At 60.1% G+C, this 22,046-nt stretch carries 21 protein-coding genes and 1 tRNA gene; 11 read left to right on the forward strand and 11 right to left on the reverse strand.

From position 1 onward, the window contains the following. The first annotated feature begins 234 nt into the window (after positions 1-234). Positions 235-1,605 carry a dipeptidase gene (locus tag QMK33_RS11420; protein WP_283564714.1) on the forward strand — a complete coding sequence of 457 codons (1,371 nt, stop codon included), beginning with the start codon at positions 235-237 and terminating at the stop codon, positions 1,603-1,605. An 87-nt stretch (positions 1,606-1,692) separates the two neighbouring features. On the opposite strand, the gene QMK33_RS11425 is transcribed toward QMK33_RS11420, so the two are convergent. Together QMK33_RS11425 and QMK33_RS11430 are read right to left on the reverse strand one after the other, a co-directional pair. Then, positions 1,693-2,301 carry a porin family protein gene (locus QMK33_RS11425; protein WP_283564715.1) on the reverse strand — a complete coding sequence of 203 codons (609 nt, stop codon included), beginning with the start codon at positions 2,299-2,301 and terminating at the stop codon, positions 1,693-1,695. A 126-nt stretch (positions 2,302-2,427) separates the two neighbouring features. Next, on the reverse strand, positions 2,428-3,129 hold the full coding sequence (locus tag QMK33_RS11430) for a porin family protein (protein WP_283564716.1): 702 nt from the start codon (positions 3,127-3,129) through the stop codon (positions 2,428-2,430). A gap of 246 nt (positions 3,130-3,375) precedes the next feature. On the opposite strand from QMK33_RS11430, the gene QMK33_RS11435 reads away from it, so the two are divergent. Both QMK33_RS11435 and QMK33_RS11440 read left to right on the forward strand, forming a co-directional pair. Then, positions 3,376-4,476 carry an acyloxyacyl hydrolase gene (locus QMK33_RS11435; RefSeq protein ID WP_283564717.1) on the forward strand — a complete coding sequence of 367 codons (1,101 nt, stop codon included), beginning with the start codon at positions 3,376-3,378 and terminating at the stop codon, positions 4,474-4,476. A gap of 140 nt (positions 4,477-4,616) precedes the next feature. Then, positions 4,617-5,336 carry a DUF2306 domain-containing protein gene (locus QMK33_RS11440; RefSeq protein WP_283564718.1) on the forward strand — a complete coding sequence of 240 codons (720 nt, stop codon included), beginning with the start codon at positions 4,617-4,619 and terminating at the stop codon, positions 5,334-5,336. Between the two features lie 101 nt (positions 5,337-5,437). On the opposite strand, the gene QMK33_RS11445 is transcribed toward QMK33_RS11440, so the two are convergent. The 7 genes from QMK33_RS11445 to QMK33_RS11475 all read right to left on the reverse strand — a co-directional run bounded on the left by QMK33_RS11445 (position 5,438) and on the right by QMK33_RS11475 (position 13,821). After that, positions 5,438-6,478, reverse strand: a complete 1,041-nt coding sequence (locus QMK33_RS11445) for a quinone-dependent dihydroorotate dehydrogenase (RefSeq protein WP_283564736.1) — start codon at positions 6,476-6,478, stop codon at positions 5,438-5,440. Positions 6,479-6,565: 87 nt separating this feature from the next. Then, positions 6,566-8,104: a YifB family Mg chelatase-like AAA ATPase gene (locus QMK33_RS11450; protein ID WP_283564719.1), complete on the reverse strand. Its 1,539-nt coding sequence runs from the start codon at positions 8,102-8,104 to the stop codon at positions 6,566-6,568. Positions 8,105-8,286: 182 nt separating this feature from the next. Then, the gene (gene lpcA / locus QMK33_RS11455) at positions 8,287-8,868 is read right to left on the reverse strand and encodes a D-sedoheptulose 7-phosphate isomerase (protein ID WP_283564720.1); all 582 of its coding nucleotides are present in this window, start codon (positions 8,866-8,868) and stop codon (positions 8,287-8,289) included. Between the two features lie 9 nt (positions 8,869-8,877). After that, entirely contained in the window at positions 8,878-9,306 is a 429-nt protein-coding gene (locus QMK33_RS11460; protein ID WP_283564721.1) for a hypothetical protein, read from the reverse strand. Between the two features lie 69 nt (positions 9,307-9,375). Then, positions 9,376-11,223 carry an ABC transporter ATP-binding protein gene (locus QMK33_RS11465; protein ID WP_283564722.1) on the reverse strand — a complete coding sequence of 616 codons (1,848 nt, stop codon included), beginning with the start codon at positions 11,221-11,223 and terminating at the stop codon, positions 9,376-9,378. 124 nt (positions 11,224-11,347) lie between these two features. Beyond that, the gene (locus QMK33_RS11470) at positions 11,348-11,695 is read right to left on the reverse strand and encodes a hypothetical protein (RefSeq protein WP_283564723.1); all 348 of its coding nucleotides are present in this window, start codon (positions 11,693-11,695) and stop codon (positions 11,348-11,350) included. Between the two features lie 107 nt (positions 11,696-11,802). Further along, entirely contained in the window at positions 11,803-13,821 is a 2,019-nt protein-coding gene (locus tag QMK33_RS11475; protein ID WP_283564724.1) for a capsule assembly Wzi family protein, read from the reverse strand. 117 nt (positions 13,822-13,938) lie between these two features. Here QMK33_RS11475 and QMK33_RS11480 point away from each other — a divergent pair, with 117 nt between their 5' ends. The 4 genes from QMK33_RS11480 (at position 13,939) to QMK33_RS11495 (ending at position 16,963) form a co-directional block, all read left to right on the forward strand. Beyond that, positions 13,939-14,886, forward strand: coding sequence for a GNAT family N-acetyltransferase (locus tag QMK33_RS11480; RefSeq protein ID WP_283564725.1), 948 nt, complete (start codon positions 13,939-13,941; stop codon positions 14,884-14,886). Beyond that, positions 14,871-15,557 carry a uracil phosphoribosyltransferase gene (gene upp, locus QMK33_RS11485; protein WP_283564726.1) on the forward strand — a complete coding sequence of 229 codons (687 nt, stop codon included), beginning with the start codon at positions 14,871-14,873 and terminating at the stop codon, positions 15,555-15,557. Before QMK33_RS11480 ends, upp begins: the two co-directional genes overlap by 16 nt. Before the next feature lie 173 nt (positions 15,558-15,730). Beyond that, positions 15,731-16,162 (forward strand): hypothetical protein, encoded by a 432-nt coding sequence (locus QMK33_RS11490; RefSeq protein ID WP_283564727.1) that lies wholly within the window; start codon positions 15,731-15,733, stop codon positions 16,160-16,162. A 102-nt stretch (positions 16,163-16,264) separates the two neighbouring features. Beyond that, a complete protein-coding gene (locus tag QMK33_RS11495; protein WP_283564728.1) occupies positions 16,265-16,963 on the forward strand; it encodes a hypothetical protein in 699 nt (232 codons plus the stop codon). Positions 16,964-17,084: 121 nt separating this feature from the next. Here QMK33_RS11495 and QMK33_RS11500 read toward each other — a convergent pair whose 3' ends face one another. Beyond that, complete coding sequence (locus QMK33_RS11500; RefSeq protein WP_283564729.1) at positions 17,085-18,506, reverse strand: DEAD/DEAH box helicase; 1,422 nt, start codon at positions 18,504-18,506, stop codon at positions 17,085-17,087. 239 nt (positions 18,507-18,745) lie between these two features. Here QMK33_RS11500 and QMK33_RS11505 point away from each other — a divergent pair. The 4 genes from QMK33_RS11505 (at position 18,746) to QMK33_RS11520 (ending at position 20,941) form a co-directional block, all read left to right on the forward strand. Continuing rightward, a tRNA-His gene (locus QMK33_RS11505) sits at positions 18,746-18,819 on the forward strand. A 97-nt stretch (positions 18,820-18,916) separates the two neighbouring features. Beyond that, a complete protein-coding gene (locus QMK33_RS11510) occupies positions 18,917-19,846 on the forward strand; it encodes a PfkB family carbohydrate kinase (protein ID WP_283564730.1) in 930 nt (309 codons plus the stop codon). Between the two features lie 153 nt (positions 19,847-19,999). Continuing rightward, positions 20,000-20,602, forward strand: coding sequence for a TlpA family protein disulfide reductase (locus QMK33_RS11515; RefSeq protein WP_283564731.1), 603 nt, complete (start codon positions 20,000-20,002; stop codon positions 20,600-20,602). 90 nt (positions 20,603-20,692) lie between these two features. Further along, complete coding sequence (locus QMK33_RS11520; RefSeq protein ID WP_283564732.1) at positions 20,693-20,941, forward strand: hypothetical protein; 249 nt, start codon at positions 20,693-20,695, stop codon at positions 20,939-20,941. 960 nt (positions 20,942-21,901) lie between these two features. On the opposite strand, the gene QMK33_RS23595 is transcribed toward QMK33_RS11520, so the two are convergent. After that, on the reverse strand, positions 21,902-22,042 hold the full coding sequence (locus tag QMK33_RS23595; protein WP_502867060.1) for a hypothetical protein: 141 nt from the start codon (positions 22,040-22,042) through the stop codon (positions 21,902-21,904). Between the last annotated feature and the right edge of the window lie 4 nt (positions 22,043-22,046).

The following is a 22,046-nucleotide window of genomic DNA, read 5'->3' on the forward strand; positions in this document are numbered from 1 at the left end:
GCACCCGGCCAAGACAAGGCCTGCTCCCTATGCCAGGGTTTTCGGCGCTGGGCGGCGGCCATTCTTTCGGGGTGGTGGCGGCCTTGGCCGCGCGAACTATGCTGTGCTGGTTGCGTGTAAGTGGCAGCTAAAGAGCGCACTACTGCTAAGGCCCGCAAAACGCCCAGTGGGCCTGCGGTAAGCCCCAATTTTCAGCAGCCTACTTTTGTCCTTCCATTTATTCAATTCCACCCTATGCCCGCGCCCGCTTACCTTACTCAGCATCAAAATCGCTTTCTCGAAGAACTACTCGACTGGCTCCGCATCCCCTCGGTATCGGCCGACCCCAAGTTTCACGGCGACGTGCTCAAGGCCGCCGATTTCCTGAAAATAAAGCTGGAAGAAGCTGGTGCTCAAAACGTGGAGCTGTGCCCCACCGCCGGTAACCCCATCGTGTACGGCGAGTATTTTGTGGGTGCCGACCGGCCCACCGTGCTCGTGTATGGCCACTACGACGTGCAGCCCGCCGACCCCTACGAGCTGTGGACCTCGCCGCCCTTCGAGCCCGTCATCAAGGACGAAAAAATATACGCCCGTGGGGCCTGCGACGACAAAGGCCAGGTGTACATGCACGTGAAGGCCCTCGAAATGATGCTGCGCGACGGCGGTAAGGGTGCCCCCTGCAACCTGAAATTCATGTTTGAAGGCGAGGAAGAAGTAGGCTCCAACAACCTGGGCATCTTCGTGCAGGAAAATAAGGCGAAGCTGCAAGCCGACGTAATTCTCATTTCCGACACCGGAATTTTGGCCAACGACGTGCCTAGCATCGAGGTGGGCCTGCGCGGCCTCACCTACCACGAAGTGGAAGTAACCGGCCCCAACCGCGACCTGCATTCCGGCCTCTACGGCGGCGCGGTGATGAACCCCATCAACGCGCTCTGCGACATGATTAGCAGCCTGCACGACGAAAATCGCCGCATCACCATCCCCGCATTTTACGACAACGTGGATGAACTGCGCGCCGATGAGCGCGCCGAAATGGCCCAGGCCCCGTTCTCCGAAACCGAGTTTGAGCAGAGCATTGGCCTGTCTGCCGCCGTGGGCGAGGCCGGCTATACCACACCCGAGCGCACCAGCATCCGGCCTACGCTCGATGTCAACGGCATTTGGGGCGGTTACACCGGCGAGGGTGCCAAAACGGTAATTGCCAGCAAGGCCTACGCCAAAATATCCATGCGCTTGGTACCCCACCAAACCAGCGCCGAGATTACCGCCCTCTTTCAGGCGCACTTCGCCAGCATTGCGCCCGCCGGCATCACCGTGAAGGTGACGCCCCACCACGGCGGCGAGCCCGTGGTAACGCCCACCGACTCGGCCGCCTACCGCGCCGCGGCCAGGGCGCTCGAAACTACCTTCGGCAAGAAGCCGGTGCCTACCCGCGGCGGCGGCTCCATCCCCATCGTGGCCATGTTCAAAACCGAGCTGGGCCTCGATTCGGTACTGCTCGGCTTCGGGCTCGATAGCGACGCCATCCACTCGCCCAACGAAAGCTTCGGGGTATTCAATTTCCTCAAAGGCATCGAAACCATCCCTGAGTTTTATAAGGAATACGCCGCGGCCAACTAAAGCATAAGCTTGTTTGTGGCACAAACAAGGCCCGCTCTTCTAAATGAAGAGCGGGCCTTGTTATATTCGTAGTATGCTGATAATAAGTTAGTTGAACGAATAGGTGGCGTAGAGCTGAAATGCGCTGTTGCGCTGCCGCGGCTGCACCGTGACGTTGCCAACAGTAGAAGAGTTTGGGAAGCTGGTGAAGGCCCCGTTGTAGCGCAGGCCTACGCCCAAGCCATGCTTAAGCTGGTAGCCCAAGCCCGCCAGATAGCCAAAATCAACCGATTTGTAGCTGTTTTTTACGTCAACCGATACGCTGCCACTTTCCGCTTTTGCGGCCACCAGGAACCCTACCTGCGGGCCAGCCTCGAAGAAAAAACCGTCGGTGTTGACGTGGAAAGCCAGCGGCACATCTACGTAGTGCAAGCGGATGCCCGCATCACTGTTGTTAGTGTATTTGGCCCCCTTTTGCGAGTAGAGTAGCTCGGGCTGAAAGGCAAACAGCTTGGCAAAGCCAATATTGGCAAACACGCCCGCGTTGAAGCCAAAGCGATTAGCAAACCTATTTCCGGCATCGGGCCCCACAAAATTGGTGAGCGAAGCGCCTGCCTTAACACCCAGCGATACGTTGCCGCCGCGGCCGCGGTACTGCGCCTGGGCCGCCGTGCTCAGGCCAAGGCCGAGGGTAAGCAATAGAATAGTCTTCTTCATAAAGTAGCAGTAGTTACAGAAATGGTTGAGCAGGCAAAGCTACGGCCCGGCCTCAAACGAGCCTCATGAACGCAAAAACGCCAGCCTTCTTGCGAGAGCTGGCGTTTTCAGATAATAAACTGCTACTTAGCTTTTGCCACCAAACAGGTAGTGCACCTGAAACTGGAATACGCCGTTGTGGAAGTTGTTGCTACCTTGTATGGGAGCGTTACCGGTGTTAAAACCGTCCTTGTACACGTTGGAGAAGTCACCGGTGTAGCGCAGGCCTAGGCCCAGGCCGCTCGTAATCTGGTAACCAATGCCACCTACGTAGCCGATGCCCACGGGCACCATGCGGTCGCGGCTGCTATAAACAGTGACTTCTTTGGGGCTACCCGCCTTCTCACCCTGCGGGCGAAAAAACTCGCGGTCGCGAAGTGCAAAGCTGGCCTGCGGACCGAGTTCGAAAAATAGGCCTTTGCCAGCCTCGCCCGTATTTACTTTAAACAATACAGGTACGTCGATATAGGATAGCGTTGAGCGGTATTGCTGCCCGTTGTAAGGAGCTAAGTTGCTACCAGCCGGGTAGTTAGATTGGCTGATAAAAGTGCCCTTTTGTGAGTACAGTCCTTCAACCTGAATAGAAGTCATGTCCGAAAGGCCGTAGTTTACAAGTACACCGGCCGTAAAACCAGGCTTAAAGCCCGTGTCTTTGCCAATATCCCCACCGCCCGTGTAAGAGCTCAGGTTGAAGCCACCCTTAACACCATATTTTACGACGCCGCTCTGGGCATTGGCCGCACCGGCGAAGCCAGCGAGCAGACCGAGAGAAAGAAGTACCTTTTTCATGACTGAATTAGTTAATTAAGCCCTGGTCGGCTAGAGATAAAATAATTGACGGGCGGTGGCCAGGATGCCCCTTATACCAGTCAGGGCGGGTTGAGGTTTAGCATCTGAATAGAATTCGGGGGTTTTTGCGAGCCGCTTGGGCCGGGCCGCGTCGGCGCGTAGCTTTGAAGCTACTTCAGTTGATACGTGGTGCTAGCGTTGGGCTTTCGGTTGCAGTGGGCTAAATATTATCTACTTAGCGCCGCCTTGTTGAGTTGGCTAAGCGCCGCGTTGCCGGCCCGGGCCCAGGCCCAAACCCCAACCGACTCGCTCGAAAAAAAAATAGCGCGGGGCGCATTTATTTTTGGAGCCTACGCCCAAGGGGGTATTATCATCAGCCACACGGCCCCGGTGAGCCACCTGGTGGCCTCGCATCCTACGGGGTTTGAGCTCAACGTGCAGCGCCAAACTACCGGGTCTGCCGCCTGGCACAGCTGGTACAAATACCCCAAAGTGGGCTTGGCGCTGGTGTACTACGACTACCACAACCCCATTCTGGGCCGCAGCTACGCGGCGTCGGTATACCTGAGCAAGCCCATCAGCCGCACGGGGCACCACGATTTCAGCTTTCGGCTGGGTACCGGGCTGGCCTACTTCCCCGAGCACTACGACCTCTACACTAACCGCAAAAACACGTTTGTGGGCTCGCCGCTCAACGCCACGCTACAGCTGCGCCTAGAGTATGACGTGGCCCTGAGCGAGCACCTGGGGCTGCTGCTAGGGCTGGCCCTCAACCATTACTCCAACGGCGGCACGGCCAAACCCAACTTCGGCATCAACCTGCCCACGTTGCAGGTGGGCCTCAACTACTACCAGCAGCGCGTGGTGCCAATAGCGCCCGGCCCGGCCCCGGAGCCTGCCGATATCGGGCATAACTTCTTCAACATCAGCACGAGCGCGGGCTACAAGCAGCGCACCGGCGGCGACACCCGGCGCTACCTCGTCAGCTCGGTTACGCTGGCCGCGGGGCGGCGCATCAGCCGCAAAAGCAACCTGCTGGTGGGGGCGGAGGGCTTCTGCGACCGTTCGCTGCTGGCCGTGCTGCGCGACACCGCCCGCAGCCAGGACCACCTGCCCGACACCAAAAAAGCCAGCGCCTTCGTGGGCCACGAGCTGCTGCTGGGCCGGCTGGCGCTGGTTACGCACCTGGGGGTGTACCTGTATAATCCCTACAAATCCAACCCGCCCTACTACGAGCGCGTGGGGCTTAAGTATCAGTTTACCGACCTGCTCTTTGCCGACATCGACCTGAAAGTGCACCGCGCCACGGCCGACGTTATTGAGTTTAAGGTAGGGGTGAAGCTGTAGCCGGCCGGCGCTTCGACGGGCAAAAAAGCCGGTCTGGGTGCCTGTTGCCAACGCTTGAGCCACAAGAAGTTGCGCCCCAGCTACCGGCTATGCACCTTTAATGCACAAACCCCGCTGACTTTCCGGGTTTTGCCTGCGCCGTGCTTGCTACCCTGCTTCAGTACACCCGCTACCTGCACATTGCGGCGGGATTCATCGGGTTTTTTGTGGCCCCGGTGGCGCTGGCCGTGCGCAAAGGCGGGCCAGCGCACCGGCGCTGGGGGCTGGTATTTTTTTGGGCGATGGTAGTGGCCGGCAGCACGGCCATCTTCAACGCGAGCTTTAAAGGTATGACTTTCTTGCTGTTAACAGGAATTTTTAGTCTGTACCTCGCCTTGTTTGGCTACCGCTCACTCTACCAGAAGCACCTAGCGGTGGGCCGCGCTGCGGGCGCCCGCCCCGCCCTGGCCGACTGGCTGCTGGCCGGGGCCGGGCTACTCATTTTCAGTGGCACGCTGGGGTATGGGGTAATGGCGGGCGTGGTGCCCTCCCTGGTATTTGGGCTGATAGGGATGCTGCTGACCGGCCGGCAACTGGCGGGCCTGCGGCGGCGCGGGCCGTGGCCGGCGGGGCAATGGCTGCTCAATCACATGTCGGGCTTCGTGGGGGCGTATATCGCGGCGGTATCAGCTTTTTCGGCCACCAGCCTGCCTTTCATTCCCTGGCCCTGGAATTTTCTGTGGCCTACCCTGGTGTTCGTGCCGCCCCTGGTATGGGTGAGCCGGAGCTACAAAGCCCGCTTCGCTCAGGGCCAGCGCCCCGCCGATGTACTGGAAGTGCGTATTCAGCCGGCTACGGCACAGGTAATTTATAAGGGGTAACAGAACGTCATGCTGACCAAGGAAGCATCTCGTTCGCCTCATTGGACGAATGGGGTTACTACCCCACGCGAGATGCCCCCTGCCGTCAGCATGACGTTCCGTTACCCATTGCCCACCACCAGCTGCTTATTAATTTTCCTCACCAGCCCGGGGCCTTCATAAATAAAGCCCGTGTAGAGCTGCACCAGCGCTGCGCCGGCGGCTAGCTTTTCGAGCGCATCGGCAGCCGAGTGGATGCCGCCCGCCCCGATAATGGGCAGCGCGCCCTGGCTGCGGCGGTGCAGGTAGGCGATAACCTCGGTGGCCCGCGCCCGCAGGGGCCGCCCGCTAAGGCCGCCCGCGCCGTAGCCAGCCACCTGGCCGGCGGCGGTGGTCAGCCCGTCGCGGCTGATGGTGGTGTTGGTGGCTACCAGGCCGCTGAGCTGGGTTTCGCGGGCTATTTCGAGGATGTCGTCGAGCTGCGCATTGGTGAGGTCGGGCGCTATCTTGAGCAGGAGGGGGCGCGGCTGGGGGCGGGCCAGGTTGCGCTCCTGTACTTGCTGCAACAACTTGATTAACGGCTTCTTATCCTGGAGCTCGCGCAGGCCGGGCGTGTTGGGCGAACTCACGTTGACCACAAAATAATCGACTACTTCGGCCAGGGCCTCGAAGGCGGCCACGTAATCGTCGCCGGCGCGCTCGTTGGGCGTGTCCTTGTTCTTGCCGATGTTGCCCCCGATGATGAGGTGCCGGTTGCGGCGCTGGCGCAGGCGGGCGGCCACGGCGGTGGCCCCGTCGTTGTTGAACCCCATGCGGTTAATCAGCGCCTCATCCTGGGGCAGCCGAAACAGGCGCGGCTGCGGGTTGCCGGGCTGCGGCCGGGGCGTAACGGTGCCAATCTCGACGAAGCCGAAGCCCATGGTGGCCAGCTCGTCGGTGAGGGCCGCGTTCTTATCGAAGCCCGCCGCCAAGCCCACGGGGTTGGCAAACTGGAGCCCGAACACCGTGCGCGCCAGGCTGGGGTGGCGGTAGTCGTAGAGGCCGCGCAGCGCGGCAGCAGTACCTGGTAACTGACTGGTCCACTTCAGGTTATCGAATACGAAGTGATGGGCGCGCTCGGCATCGAGCTTGAAAAGGAGCGGCTTAACGACGGACTTATACACCAGCAGGGGAGGCAACGGACGATGACGGACAAACCCAACTAGCCAGCGTTGTGGCGCAACGCTTCTGGCTAAATGCGTTGGGCAAAGTTACCCCGCCCAGCCCTCGCGGTCGAGGCTGCGGTACTGAATGGCTTCGGCAAGGTGCTGAATCTGAATCTCTTCGGTATCAGCGAGGTCGGCAATGGTGCGGGCCACTTTCAGGATGCGGTCGTAGGCGCGGGCGCTCAGGCCAAGGCGCTCCATGGCCGTTTTGAGCAGCGTGCGGCCGGCCTCACTTATCTCGCAGATGTCCTTCACCATTTGCGGGGGCATCATGGCGTTGGAGTGCACGTCGGCCTGGTCGGCGAAGCGCTTGGTCTGCACGTCGCGGGCTTTCTCCACGCGCAACTGAATGTCGTGGCTGGTTTCCGACTTGCGGGTTTCCGTCATCTGGTCGAAGGTCACGGGCGTTACCTCCACGTGCAGGTCGATGCGGTCGAGTAGCGGTCCCGACACCTTGTTGAGGTACTTTTGCACCACGCCGGGGCCGCATACGCACTCCTTGTCGGGGTGGTTGTAATACCCACACGGACAAGGGTTCATGCTGGCAATGAGCATAAAATTGGCCGGAAAATCGATGCTCACCTTGGCCCGCGAAATCGTGACGCGGCGCTCTTCCAGCGGCTGGCGCATCACCTCCAGCACGGTGCGCTTGAACTCGGGCAGCTCATCGAGAAACAGCACACCATTGTGCGAAAGCGAGATTTCGCCTGGCTGCGGGTTGCTGCCGCCGCCCACCAGCGCCACGTCCGAAATGGTGTGGTGCGGGGCCCGAAAGGGCCGCTGGTTGAGCAAGCCCTGGCCGGTGCTCAGCTTGCCGGCCACCGAGTGAATCTTGGTAGTTTCGAGGGCCTCCTGCATGTTGAGGGGTGGTAAAATGGTGGGCAAACGCTTGGCCAGCATGGTTTTGCCCGCGCCGGGCGGCCCAATCATAATCACGTTGTGGCCGCCGGCCGCCGCTATTTCCAGCGCGCGCTTGATGTTTTCCTGGCCCTGCACGTCGGCAAAGTCGGCGGCGTACTGGTTGGCGGTGTGCTGAAAGATGTCGCGCGTGTCAATGCGCACGGGCTCAATCACTTCACGGCCTTCAAAGAAGTCGATGGCCTGCTGCATCGTCTCCACCGGAATCACATCGAGGTTGTTAACGATGGCCGCTTCCTGGGCGTTTTCCTTGGGCAGAATAATGCCCTTAAACCCCTCCTTGCGGGCCTGAATGGCAATGGGCAGCACGCCCTTGATGGGCCGCAGCGCGCCGTCGAGCGAGAGCTCGCCCATAATGATGTAATCGCCTAGATTATCAGTAGTTAGCTGCTGCGAAGCGTGCAAAATGCCCAGCGCAATGGGCAGGTCATAGGCCGCGCCTTCCTTGCGGATATCGGCCGGGGCCATGTTCACCACCACCTTGGTGCGGGGCATGCGGTAGCCGCGCAATTTCAGGGCCGACTCGATGCGCTGCTGGCTTTCCTTGATGGCGCTGTCGGCCAAACCCACCACGTAGAACAGCGTGCCCGCCGTCACAACTACTTCAATGGTAATGGTATACGCATTAACCCCTTGCACGGCGGAGCCGTAGGTTTTAGTCAGCATCTTTTTAGTATAACGATTTTACCTACAAAAGAACGGCAGGCCCGCGCATAAACGGTGGGGGAGGGGCCAAAAAAGAACGTCATGCATTCCGCAGGGAAGCATGACGTTCTGATTAAAGCAAACGTTTGTCCTTGCGAGCGCAACGCAGTGGAGCACGTAAGCCCTATTAAGCGAGCAAAAAACTACGCGATTACCAGCTTCTCAATTAGCAATATCAGGATGTGAATGACCTTGATGTGCACCTCCTGGATGCGGTCGGCAAAGCCGAAGTGCGGCACGCGAAGCTCCACGTCGCTGAGGGCGGCGAGCTGGCCGCCGTCTTTGCCGGTAAGGCTCACGACTTTCATGCCGGCGGCGCGGGCGGCCTCGGCCGCGCGCAGGATGTTGGGCGAGTTGCCGCTGGTGCTGATGGCCAGCAGCACATCGCCGGGCCGGCCCAGCGCCTCCACGAAGCGGCTGAATACGAACTCGAAGCCGAAGTCATTGGCCACGCAGGTCATGTGCGAGGCTTCGGTGAGGGCGATGGCGGCCAGGGCGCGGCGGTTGTGGCGGTAGCGGCCGCTCAGCTCCTCGGCAAAGTGCTGGGCGTCGCAGAGGCTGCCGCCGTTGCCGCAGGTGAGGACTTTGCCGCCGCCATTGAGGCTGGCCGCAAATAGCTCAGCGGCCTGGGCAATGCGGGCGAGGTTGGGTTCATCGGCCAAAAACTGGTCGAGCACGGAGCGGGCTTCAGTCAGCTCGGCGCGGATGAGGTCGGGGAGGTGCAAGCAGAAAAACTAGTAGGTGGGTGGGGGAGTGGGCGGCGTGTTATAAGCCTGGGGATAAGTGGGCGCAGCAGGGCCAGGCGTCGGGGGCACGCTGCGGGCGGGCGGATACACGGTGGGGTTGGGCAGGTGCTGCGGCTGCATGGGGGGCTTTTTAGCGTCGAAAAGCTGGGCTTTTAGCTCGTTTATTTTCTGCTCCTGCTTCGATACATTGCGGCGCAGCAGGCCGCTGTCGGCTTTCTCCACCAGCATGAGCAGGGCCGTGACGAATACGCCCACCCAGGTGAGGCCCAGCAGCAGGTTCACCTCCATGCCCAGCGTGTAGGCTTCGACCCCAAACACGCTCATGGACGAGCGCACGGCCGGGAAAAACAGGAAGAGCAGCGCCACAAGCAAGTAAAGTAGCGCAATGATGGTAACAATGCGTTTGAGAAAGAGCATAACGAAGGAGCAAAAGGATGGATGAATGCCAAAAATAGGCTGAACCAGCAGGCTCGCTTTCCCTTACGTTCAGACTAACGCGGCGTTGGTTTGCAGCTGGCTAAGGCGGTGGTAGAGGCCGCCCTCGCGCAGCAGCAGCTCGTCGTGGGTGCCGCGCTCCACAATGCGGCCGTGCTGGAGCACGATAATCTCGTCGGCGTGGCGCACCGTGCTGAGGCGGTGGGCAATAACGAGCGAGGTGCGCGAGGCCATGAGGCGCGTAAGGGCCTCCTGCACCAGCTTCTCGCTCTCGGTGTCGAGGGCCGAGGTGGCTTCGTCGAGAATGAGAATGGGCGGGTTGCGCAAAATGGCGCGGGCAATGCTCAAGCGCTGGCGCTGCCCGCCCGAGAGCCGCCCGCCCCGGTCGCCGATGGTGGTTTGGTAGCCGTCGGGCGAGGCCATGATAAAGTCGTGGGCATTGGCCGTTTTAGCGGCTTCTATCACCTCTTCCTCTGTGGCTTCGGTGTTAAACTTGATGTTGTTGTAAATGGTATCGTTAAACAGGATGCTTTCCTGCGTGACGATGCCCATCTGGGCGCGCACCGAGTGCAGGGTGCAGTCGCGCACGTCGTGGCCATCTATGAGCACCTGCCCGGCGCTAGGGTCGTAGAAGCGGGGCAGCAGGTCGGCCAGGGTGCTTTTGCCACCGCCGCTGGGGCCTACGAGCGCAATGGTCTGGCCCTTTTTCACGGTCAGGCTCACGTCAAACAGCACGGGTACGTCGCCGTAGTGAAAGCTCAGGTTACGCAGTTCGACCTGCTCCTTAAACTCGGGCAGCTCGATGGCCCCCGGCTTATCGCGCACGTTCGACTCAGTATCAATAATGCTGAGCACCCGGCCGCCGGCCACCAGCCCGCGCTGGATGCCGCCAAACGCCCCCGAGAGGTTTTTGGCGGGCGTCAGAATCTGCGAAAACAGGATGATGTAGGTCATAAACTCCGAGGCTGACAGCCCGCCGGCCTCGCCGCTGAGCACCAGTGAGCCGCCGTAGTACAGCAGCCCCGCCACCACCGTCACGCCCGCAAACTCACTGAACGGCGAAGCCAGGTCGCGGGTGTTGTCGATGGCCTGCGTGGTGCGGGCGTATAAGTCATTCTGGTACTGGAACTTACCAAACACGTAGTTGCGGGCGTTAAACGCCTTCACCACGCGCATGCCGCCCAGCGTCTCCTCAATCACCGAAAGCATAGCGCCCAGCGTGGTCTGGCTAATGGTGGCGTGGCGGCGCAGGCGCTTCGACACGCTGGCAATAATGCCGCCCGAAATGGGTAGCAGCACCAGCGAAAACAGTGTGAGCCGCGCCGACATCGAGAACAGCAGCACAAAAATGCCCACAATGTTGAGCGGCTCCTTGAACACGGCCGTGAGCGTATTGACCACCGAAATCTCGACCTCCTGCACGTCATTCGTCAGGCGCGAAATGAGGTCGCCCTTGCGCTCGTTGGAGAAGTAGCCCAGCTCCAGCTCGGTGATGCGCCCGAAGAGCGCGCCGCGCACGTTGCGCACCACCCGCGCCCGCACCCGCGCCAGCAGCCGCCCGCCCAGGTAGCGAAACACGTTGCTCAGAAACACCGACACAATTATCAGTACGCACACAAACGCCAGCGTGCCCTGCTTGCCGTAGCGCCCCAGCATCTGGTTGAAGTAGTAGTTGAACAGCTCCTTGATGAAGTCGATGGACAGCGAGAAGGCCGGTAGTGCCGTCGGGGCGGCCACCGTGTGCGTATCGGTGGTGTTGAACAGCACGTTGAGCAGCGGAATAACCAGCGTGAAGTTGGCGATGCCGAAGAAGATGCCCAGCGTAGCGTACACCGCGTAAAGCGGCACAAAGTCGGCGTAGGGCCGCGAAAAGCTCAGCAGGCGCAGGTAAGTTCTCAAAGAGTCACAGATTAAACGGCTTCCGGACCGCAGATTCAAACGGATTAAACGGATTTCGCAGATACGCCGCTAAAGCGGCTGACTATGCGAGGCGGGCGGGGCCGGGTGCTTTGTGGGGCGCTGGCTAGTGGCGAAACGTGGCGGTTACTTCAATTTTGCCTTGGATGTGCTGGTTGAACTCGGGCAGCTGCTCGGCGGGCACCCATAGCTCGTTGTGTTGGGCGTCGCCCACGTTTTGCACCGCGAATTGGGCCAGGTAGTCGGTAGCCACCGCGAAGCGCACCACGTGGCCCACGCCGTAGTAAGGCACGTTCCAGTCGCGGCTGATTTGCACCGCGTACTCCTCGTTCAGCACCGGATAGAAGATGGGCTGCTCCGGCAGCCGGGGCGGAAACGCCCGCCACCCGCTGGCCGCAATTAAATCCAGCTCCACCTGATTAACAGGACGATACAAAAAAGTAATGTCAGCCATCTCAAATCAAAAAGGGGAAACAATCCAAAAGGCATAGTCAGCAAAAAGCGTAGTCAGCCGCGCAGCGGCGTATCTGCGAAATCCGTTTAATCCGTTTGAATCTGCGGTTAAAATTCGTGCAGGCGCTGGGCGATATTCCAGCGTAGCGCCACCGACGGGTACACCTCCGTGCCGTTGCCGATGGAGCCACCATCTGTGTAAGTAAGCGGCTGATTGATTGACTGATGCCGCACAATAAGGCTGGCGTCGAGGTACAGGTTGAGGCGGGGCTGGTAAGTAGCCGTGAGGTCGCCGTGGAAGAGGTGGCTGGTGTTGCCGTCGCCCACGCGGTAGCCGTACTCGCGGGGCTTGCCAGTGGCATCGAGGGGGCGTTTGTCGTAGGGCAGCAAGGGATTTGAGCCGTAGTTGCTGTCCAAGATGGGCATGCCCACCGGGTTGTACACAAAATCGAGGCCCTGCTTGGTATAGAACGCCTTGGCCACTAAGTTCAGGCGGGGCAGCGGCTGATAGCTGAGCACGCCCAGAATTTCGGTCAGGTTGGCTCCCATAGGGTGGGCAAGGGGCTGCTGGTACTGCTCATAGGCAGTATAAATATTGGTGTGCTGGTACGTGTAGGGCCGGATGTAGTTGAACTCCACCTGCAAGTCGAGGTTGCGGATACCGGCCAGGTCGATGAGCTTGCCGCCGAGCTGGATGGCCTGCTTATTACTCCACCAGCCATCGCCGGCCAGCACTTCTTTTATCTTAAACTCATCCAGCACCAACTGGCCATACAGCTGGGCGCGGTGCTTGATGTTCCACTTAAAGTCGAGGCCCAGCAGGGCATTATCGGTCGAGCCAACTTGCTGCTCGATAGCGCGGTAGAAAATAAGGGGGTTCAGGTATTGCAGCTCCAGCCCCCGCCCCGGCCCGCCCGACACCTCCGACTCAAACACGCCGATGTTGAAATTATTGGTCACATCGAAGCTCAGGTGGTGCAGCGCCAAGTACTTCTTGGGGTACAGCGTATCGGTGTTGGCGATGCCCCGGCGGGCCGTGAGCTCGGCAAAAATGTTCTGGTAATTAAATTTCCAGACGCGGGTATTCAGCTTCAGAAAGAAATAGGGCGAGCTGTAATCGCTCAGAATGAGCGAGCGGTACCCATTGCCGATAAAGTTGCGGTCGTGGGCCAGCTGCACATTAATGTGCCGGGTGGCGGCGTAGGTGATGCCGCCGCGCGCCGTAAAAAAGTCGTAGGCGCTAGCGAGGCCCTTAAAAGGCTTGGTGTAGCCCTCGTGCGGGGCCACTGGGTTGCCGGGCCGGCTATCCAGCTCGGTTTGGGCTTGCACCCAGCCCGGTACCTTCTCCTGGTTATCGGTAAGAAAGCCGTAGAAGCCCAGCCGCTGGTCAATCAGCCCCTCAAAGGCCACGCCGCGGGTGTTCACGTAGCGCAGGCCGCTGTTGCTGTTTGTGCCGCGGTCGGCGCCGGCTTGCAGCAGCAGCACGGGATTGAGGCGGAAGGAAAAGTCCTTGGTCTGAACGTGGTAAAAATCGGTCTGGTCGCGGTAGAAATACTTTAGAAACGGCTTCCGGCTCTGGTTGAGGCTGTCGCCGGTGGCCGAAAACATCCAGTTATCCTGCACCAGGTATTGCGCATTAAAGCGGTCGGCGGCCGACAAGTCGGCCCCGCTATCGAGCAAATGCTCGCCCAGGTGGCCCGCCGCCGAGCGGGTGTAGGGCCGGGCGCTGGTGTGGGGGTCTTGCAGCGAATCGGGCCCATACTTAATAGCGTAGCGGTCGATGAGCCGGTAGGTATTGGGGTCGAGCGGCACGTAGAGCGGGCCCTGGTAGGGCGAGCGCGCCGCGCGGTAGCCGGGGCGGGCGGGCAGCGCGGGGGCATCTTGCACCACGGCCGGGGCTGGCCTGGCCTCCACCGCGGTGGGCTGCGTGGGCTTGCTATCTACGATAACGGGCTGGTCGGCTTTATCGGCTTTGGGCTCCTTGCTCACCGGCTTTTCGCCGCTGGGCGCGGGCGGCAGGGGCTTGTCGAAGATGTACCAGTTGGCCGAGTTGGGCTGGGGCGGCGTAGTCTGGGCCGCCAGCGGGCCCACCAAGGCGAGCAATAAGAAAGACAGGTAGTATTTCATTCAACCAAAAACTACCCGAAAGGGGGCAGGTCAGGCAAATTTACGTCGGCCGCCGCTGCCTTGGGTTTTGGCCCCGACCTTTGGCTCTGGCCCACCGCCCGGGCTGCCCCGCCCGCCGTGCTTCGCCTGCTCCGTTTTTCTGCCCTCGACCTTGCCCGCTGGGATGCCTGCGTGGCTGCCAGCCCCGGCGCGCCGCCCTACGCCCAGGCGTGGTGGCTGCGCGCCACCGCCGGCCGCTGGGCTGCCGTGGTCGAGCTGGGCCCGGCCGGCGAATACCGCTCGCTGCTGCCGCTGCCCACCAAGTGGCGGCCCTGGGGCCGGGTGGCCTACCAGCCACTTTTCACGCAGCAGCTGGGCCTGGTGCTCACGGCAGAAAGTGCTTATTTGCAACTAGCAGATTATCTGGTAGTTGCAAATAAATTCGTAAGCTATCTCTACCAGCAGCTGCCGCCTGCGGTGCTGCCGCTGCCCCCGCTGCCGCCCGGCTTTGCCGCCGCCGAGCGCCTTACCTACCACCTCAGCCTGGGCCCCGCTGTTGCCGCCCTGCGCCAGGCCTACGCCGCCGACTACCGCCGCCGCCTGCGCCGAAATACCGAACTACATGACCCACTGATAGTTAGCGAAAGCAAAGACTTGGATGAGCTCATTCAGCTTTTTCTCACCTACCGGGGCTCCGAGCATACTGGCCTGCGCCCGCGCCACTACGCGCCGCTGCGCCGTCTCTACGCCGCCGCGCTGGCTCGGGGCGTGGCCGAGCTGCGCCAGGTGCGCGACCCCGCTACCAGTGCGCTGCTAGCGGGCGCGCTGTTTGTGCGGCACATGGGCGGGGTGGTGTACCTGTTTGCGGCGGCCTCGCCGGCGGGGCGGGCGGCGGGCGCGCCGCTGCTGCTGGTTGACGAGGCGCTGGCCCGGCACGCGGGGCAGCCGGGGCAGGTATTCGACTTTGAGGGCGGCAGCCGGCCGGCCATTGGGCGTTTCTTCGCGAACTTCGGGGCCCGGCCCGTGGCCTACCCCACGCTCACGTTCACCGTCAACACTTGGTTTCCAACATGGATGCGCCCCTGACTACCCCCGATACCACCGCCCCCGCCGAGCGCCTGCACGTCATTTGTGCCGAGCCCAGCATTGCCAATCATTTTCTGGCCGAGCTGCGTGACGTCGATATTCAAAAGGACAGCCTGCGCTTTCGGCGCAACTTGCAGCGGCTGGGCGAAATAATCGCCTTCCGCATCAGCAGCCACCTCAGCTACACGCCGCAGTCGGTGCGCACGCCGCTGGGCGAGGCGGCCAGCCAGCTGCTGCGCGATTTTCCGGTGCTGGCCACCGTGCTGCGCGCCGGCCTGCCGTTTCACCAGGGCTTTCTCAACTATTTCGACCAAAGCCCCAGCGCCTTCGCGGCCGCCTACCGCATCGAGGGTACGGCCCAGGTGCAGGTGCAGCTCGACTACCTCACCGCCCCGCGCCTCGATGAGCGCGTGCTCATCCTGGTTGACCCCATGCTGGCCACCGGCAAAAGCCTGGTGCAAACCTACCGCGCCATGCTGCGCTTTGGCACGCCGCGCCAGGTGCACATTGCCGCCGTCATCGCCTCGCCCGAGGGCGTGGCCTACGTGATGCGCGAAATTCCGGAAGCCACGCTCTGGATGGCCGCCGTCGATGAGAAGCTCAACGAGCAAGCCTACATCATCCCCGGCCTCGGCGATGCCGGCGACCTCGCCTTCGGCAGCAAAATTTAACGGGCTTAAACCCGGTCCGGCCGCTGCTTTTGTACCGCCTGCTGCCCGGGCAGCGTTGGGGCTGTGCGGAACCAGCTTGGTCGAAACCGGGTATGTTTGCGAGACTGCCCACCTCATTTTTAGTGGCTGGGCCGCCCAATTTCACTTTCCCCGTGCTGGTGTTACAATTTACCATGAAACTTGCCACTGTCTTTCTGCTCAGCACCGTTAAGTTTTTGGGCGGCCCGCTGGCGGGGAGCAGCATGGGCCTGGGTTTTTGGCCCACCATGGGCCTCACCGTGGCCGGCATGATGACGAGCGTGTTTATCATTTCGGGCGTGGGCCGGGTGTGGGTACGCCACCGGCAGCAGCAGCGCCGCCTGCGCCGCGAGCCGGTGTTTTCCAAGCGCTCACGCAACATTATCAAGGTATTTCGGCGATTTGGCATGGGCGGCATCGCGTTTTTGACGCCGGTGCTGCTCTCGCCCATCGGGGGCACCGTTATCGCCACGCTGCTGGGCGTGCCGCGCCAGCGCATTATGCTGCACATGCTCTGGAGCGCGCTGCTCTGGGGCGGCGTGCTCACGCTGGCCAGCGCCCGCATCGGGCACCTGCTGCACCACTAAGTAAATTATTGATAATCAGTTACTTGCATTTAATATAAGGCGTGCCTAACGGCTAGCTTTGCCAGCCAGTACCTTCGTGCTCTCGCCCACGCAACGCTGCTAATGAAACTGAAAATAACCCTGCTGGCCAGCTTGTTAGGCTTTTGGCTGCCTCTCGCCTGGGGCCAGTCGCGGCCGCCAGCCGACCAGTTGGGCGTGGGCCTATTGGTGCTCAACGAGCAGAATACCAGCTTCTTCAGGAAACCGCCGCCCTTGTTCAGCGATAGCCTTCTGGCCACGCGGCTGCCTACCCTCACCCCCGAGCGCACTACCTGCCCCACCTGCATGGCCTGCGCCGAGCCGGTAGCCTATCACAAGGGAAAAATTCAGCCCTTCATATGCGGGAGCGAGGGCATGGAATTTATTTGCACCAAAAAGGCCGCTGGCTACACCGAAATCAGTATCGACAAGCTGGGAAAAAAAGCCTACCTCCAGCCCGGGGCCGGCATTTTCTACACCTGGAACGGCTACATGCGCCACCAGGCCAGCCAGGGCGATTATTTCACCTTTGTGCGGCAGTGGGACCGCACCGTTCTCTATGACCAGCCTTACGATTTGCGCCGCCTGCCCCGGCCAACCGCCGCATTGCTTGTTGGGCTTAAGATAAAGAACATCAGCGATTTAAAGTTTTACCCGGTGCTGGTGAAAGGCTATTGGATGAAGCTGCGCTTTACGGAAGACGGCAATGCCATGCGCTATGCCTGGGTTGTGTGGCGCAACGAAAAAGCCTGGCTGCACGGCTTTCAATTCCGCACTGATTGAAAATGAATCGAGGCCTGTAGAAATCAAAAGTGATGAGTTAAAAGTCTGACTGTCAGAATTTTAACTCATCACTTTTGAGTGCGTCTATGCTGCTGCCTTAGCTGCCTGTTCGAATAGCCGCTTAGCTGCTGCGCCGGCGCGGGCGGGCATTGATGGCCTTCATGGCCGGGGCCGAAGCGCCTTTCTTGCCGGGGTTTTTCTTGTTGCCCTTCTGGCTCTTTTTGTGGTGCTTGCCTTCTTCGAAAGCCTTGCCGGTGCGCTTGTCGATGGTGACGCCGGGCTTAATCCATTCCTTTTTCTCGTGGAACGAGCCTTTGAAATCGGGGTCTTCGCGGCGGCGCTGCTCATCGAGCACGCGGGCGTGAATCTGGCCCTCTATGAAGGGCGTGTTCGTGATTTCCACTTCCTCCGGAATGGGTAGCAGCTCAATATCCTGCCGAATCATGTCCTGGATGCGCTCGATGTGCTGGCGCTCGGCGGGGTTGGCAAACGTGATGGCCGCGCCCGTGTGCCGCGCCCGGCCCGTGCGGCCAATGCGGTGCACGTAGTCATCGTACACCAGCGGCACGTCGAAGTTGATAACGTGGCTCACCTGCGGCACGTCGATGCCGCGTGAGGCCACGTCGGTCGCCACTAGGTAGCGCACGCCGCCCTCCTTAAAGGCGTCCATGCTGTTGAGGCGGGCGTTCTGGCCCTTGTTGCCGTGAATTACGCGTACCTCGCCCACGGGCGCTTTGCGCTGCAGGAAGCGCGCCACTTCGTCGGCGTTTTCCTTGGTGCGGGTAAAGAGCATCACGCGCGTCATCTGCTCGGCGTCGCGGTGCAGCAGGTGCTCCAGCAGGTTGATTTTGGTGGCCAGGTTGGGCACTTCGTACAGGCTCTGGGTCACAGTTTGGGCGGGCTGGGCGGGGGGCGTTACCTCCACGCGCACCGGAAACTCCAGAAACTCCTCGCTCAGTATGGTCACCCGCTCGGGCATGGTGGCCGAAAACAGTACGTTCTGGCGCTTGCGCGGAATAATTTCCAGCACCCGCCGAATCTGGGGCATAAAGCCCATGTCCATCATTTTATCGGCCTCATCAAGCACCAAGGTCTGAATATTTTTCAGCACCAAATCACCCTTGAGGTAAATTTCCATCAGCCGGCCCGGCGTGGCAATCAGAATATCGAGCCCGGCCTGAATGGTTTCAATCTGCGTTTTCGGCCCTAGCCCGCCGTAGATGGCATAAATGCGCAAATCGGTGTAGGTGGCCAGCGCTTTGAGGTGCTTTTCGAGTTGAATGGCCAGCTCGCGGGTAGGGGCCAAGATGAGGGCGCGCGGGTGCTCGCCCTGCGCATATTTCACCTTCATGAGCAGCGGCAGGCCGAAGGCGGCCGTTTTGCCGGTGCCCGTTTGGGCAATGCCCAGCACGTCGTGCCCAGCCAGCAGCAGCGGAATGGTTTGCACCTGCACCGGGGTGGGCTCGGTGAAGCCAGCCTCGGCTACGGCGGTGAGTAATTGCTTGTTAAGTTTAAAGTCGGCGAAGGCGGCAAGGGTATCCATTCCGCAAAGGTCGGGCTATTTTGCTGCGTGGGCCGCAAAGTGGGATGTCCTTGCGAGCGCAACGCAGTGGAGCGCGGCAATCTTTCCTTATTGTCCTCACCAGCTGATTAGTACCCCGAATGGTAAGGAAAGATTGCCGCGCTCCACTGCGCTGCGCTCGCAAGGACAGATGATTTTTGCTGAAAAACCTTGCAGGAAACATTCCTCCGCGTATCTTTGCACCCACAAAACCACACACGGTAGATATAGCTCAGCTGGTTAGAGCATCGGATTGTGATTCCGAAGGCCGTGGGTTCGAGCCCCATTATTTACCCGCAGGAAAGTCCCTGGATGCGAATCCAGGGACTTTTTTTGTTATTTGCGCAGTTGCGTAGCCAATCGCCTACTTTTTACCACTCTAAATTTCCGCAATGAGTCTGCTCGTTATCGGCTCCGTGGCCTTCGACGCCCTGGAAACCCCCTTCGGCAAAACCGATAAAATCATCGGTGGCGCGGCCACTTATATCAGCCTGTCGGCCTCGTACTCGACCAAACCCGTGAACCTGGTGGCCGTCGTGGGTGGCGACTTCCCGCAGGCCGACATCCAGACGCTGGAAAACCACGGTGTAAATACCGAGGGCCTGCAAATCAAGCCGGATGAGAAATCGTTTTTCTGGTCGGGTCGCTATAATAAGGACCTCAACTCGCGCGAAACCATTACCACTGAGCTCAACGTGCTTGGCTCGTTCGACCCCCTTATCCCGGACGCGTATCAGGATTGCAAGTACCTGATGCTGGGCAACTTAGCCCCGCAGGTGCAGCGCCTCGTAGTGGAGCGCCTCGTGAACCGCCCCAAACTCATCGTGCTCGACACCATGAACTTCTGGATGGACGTGGCTCCCGACGAGTTGCTGGCCACCATCGAAATGGTAGACGTGCTCAGCATCAACGACGAGGAAGCCCGCCAGCTGTCGGGCGAGTACTCGCTGGTGAAAGCAGCTCGCAAAATTCTGGCCCTGGGGCCAAAGTTCTTGATTATCAAGAAGGGTGAGCACGGCGCGCTGCTGTTTCACAAGAATAAAACGTTCTTCGCCCCGGCCCTGCCGCTGGAAGAAGTATTCGACCCCACCGGCGCCGGCGACACGTTTGCGGGCGGCTTCATCGGCCACATCGCCGCCACCGACGACTGCTCGTTCGAAAACCTGAAGCGCGCCGTTATCCACGGCTCAGCCATGGCCTCGTTCTGCGTCGAGAAATTCGGTACCGAGCGCCTGCTCAATCTCACGCAGGAAGAAATCGAAGCCCGCGAAGCCCAGTTTGAAGAGCTGGTGCGCGTGCAGCCGGTTATAGTAAACGCCTAAATAACAGATAATTAGAAGAACGTCATGCGGAGCTTGCCGAAGCATTTCGCTCGCACCGTTGGGGTTACAACTCCAACGGTGCGGGCGAAATGCTTCGGCAAGCTCCGCATGACGTTCTTTTTGGTGCCTACTCACAGTTAATCTCACCTCCCCATGTTAACCTGGCTGCGTAAAAACCGGGGCGAGCTTGTTTTCTTCGCTGCCTTCGCGGTGGTGATGACCACGGACCTGCGTCTGCCCGTGCTAAGCACCGTGCAGCGCGGCCTGCTGGCCACCGGCCTGTGGCGTGCCACGCCGCCCGTGCCCCCGGCGGCGCTGCCCGTGCGCTTCGCCAGCCTGCGCACCGACTACCCGTACCCACTGCCGCTTTACACCCTGGATGGCCACCCGGCCAACCTGCGCCAGTTCCGGGGCAAAGTGGTGCTCGTAAATCTGTGGGCCAGTTGGTGCCCGCCCTGCCTGGCCGAAATGCCCGGCTTACAAGCACTCTATCAAAAAACGGACACGTCGAAGGTGGCTTTCGTGCTCATCTCGCTCGATGAAAACCCGAACAAGGCGCGGGCTTTGCTGAAGAAGCGGGGCTACACGCTGCCGGTATTTTTTCCGGCTGCGCCGCTGCCCGCGCCGTTCGATTCGCCCTCTATTCCAGCTACCGTCATTCTCACGCCCAACGGGCGGGTGGCCGACCGCCACAGCGGCATGGCCGACTACGACACGCCCGCGTTTCGGGCGGCCCTGGAAAAACTGGCCGAGTAAGCCAGCTTCGGCAAGAAGATGGGCGGCGGGGCAACCTTACGGCCCGTTGGCGGGTACAATAGCTATACGCTCACTAACCCTTTTCCCGCCATGTCATTAGCACACAAAGCCACCGACCCGCAGGACGAAGCTTCCTCCGTCAACCCGTTCGAAAATACCAAGGGCAAAAGCACCAAGGTGCAAAACCCCAACGACAACCAAGTGTCGCACCAGGGTAATACCACCGACGGGGCCGATGCCGGCGAAGGAGTAAATAACATTCGCAATAACCCGCAGGGCAACAACCCGATGTCCGTCAACAAAGGCAAAGTAGGCAAAGGCGGCGACGCCAAGCACTAGTAGTCCAGCCTCAATAAAAACGCCCCGCTCCATCGGTTCACCGATGGAGCGGGGCGTTTTTATTGAGGAAGAATCAGCCGAATGTAAGTAGTACGCTCTTGGGGCTCGAAACGCAACTGCTCAATAGCTATCGTGTGGTTATCGAGCCACCGGGTCTGCTGCGGCTGCCAATTGGTGAGTTCCCTTGCCCATAATGGGCTAATTAACTGGTCGGATATAGTGAATAACTGCAAGCCATTGTGTAAAATACTGTTTAGTCCCTGCGCGGCAACCAGTAGCTGTTCACGGTTTGGTGAAAGATCCGGAGTATTCCACAAGGAGGTTGCGCGGCCCGAATATTTGTTGATGAGAGAGTGTTGGTAATATTCATATTGAAATAATAGGCTATCGACTATCCAGTAAGGCCGGCCGGGCACACTACCCGAAAACTCACAACGAGTACCCATATCCTCCTTCTCATCCCCCCCTCATTTGATAGGTGTCGTCGGCAAAGCGTAGCAAGGGGCCCTTGAAAGGTCGAATTACCAGGATATGGCCCACACGGTTCACCCGGCCATTACCCTCTTGCCGGATGATTTGAGCTTCTGAATACGGCCTTTGGCTACGCGGTGCCTGCGCAAAATCATTCTTACTACCTGGTTCCAACCGCAGCACAAGGCCCCGACCCACGCGCAAGGTGTCGTGTAGCCCGTTAACAAGGCGGTCGCCAGACGTGAATGCTACATTGGACCTGACCATAGCAGTTGGCTGCTCGTCGGCATGGTGTGACCTAGCCGGAAGGCTTGCTTCTGGAGAATCGGGCTTGGTATGTTCGCACGCAGTGAGGGCCAGCAGCAGCCAGTAGAAGGGCTTCATAGCGGAAAATTATCAGCTTAAAATTTAGCTAGCCAGCCGCGTAGCGGCGTATCTGCGAAATTCGTTTAATCCGTTTGAATCTGCGGTTAGTATGAGGTGGTCCGATTATGCTGGACAGTTTAGGGCACTAAGCTGAAGAAGCTGTTGATGAGTATAATAGGGCAGTTGATAGGCGATGCTGGAGTGCAAACGCTCGTGATTATAGTAGTCAAAATAAATAGCCACGCTGGCCTGAGCGTCGGCCAGGTCG

The organism is Hymenobacter sp. H14-R3, assembly GCF_030063445.1.
GTDB lineage: Bacteria > Bacteroidota > Bacteroidia > Cytophagales > Hymenobacteraceae > Hymenobacter.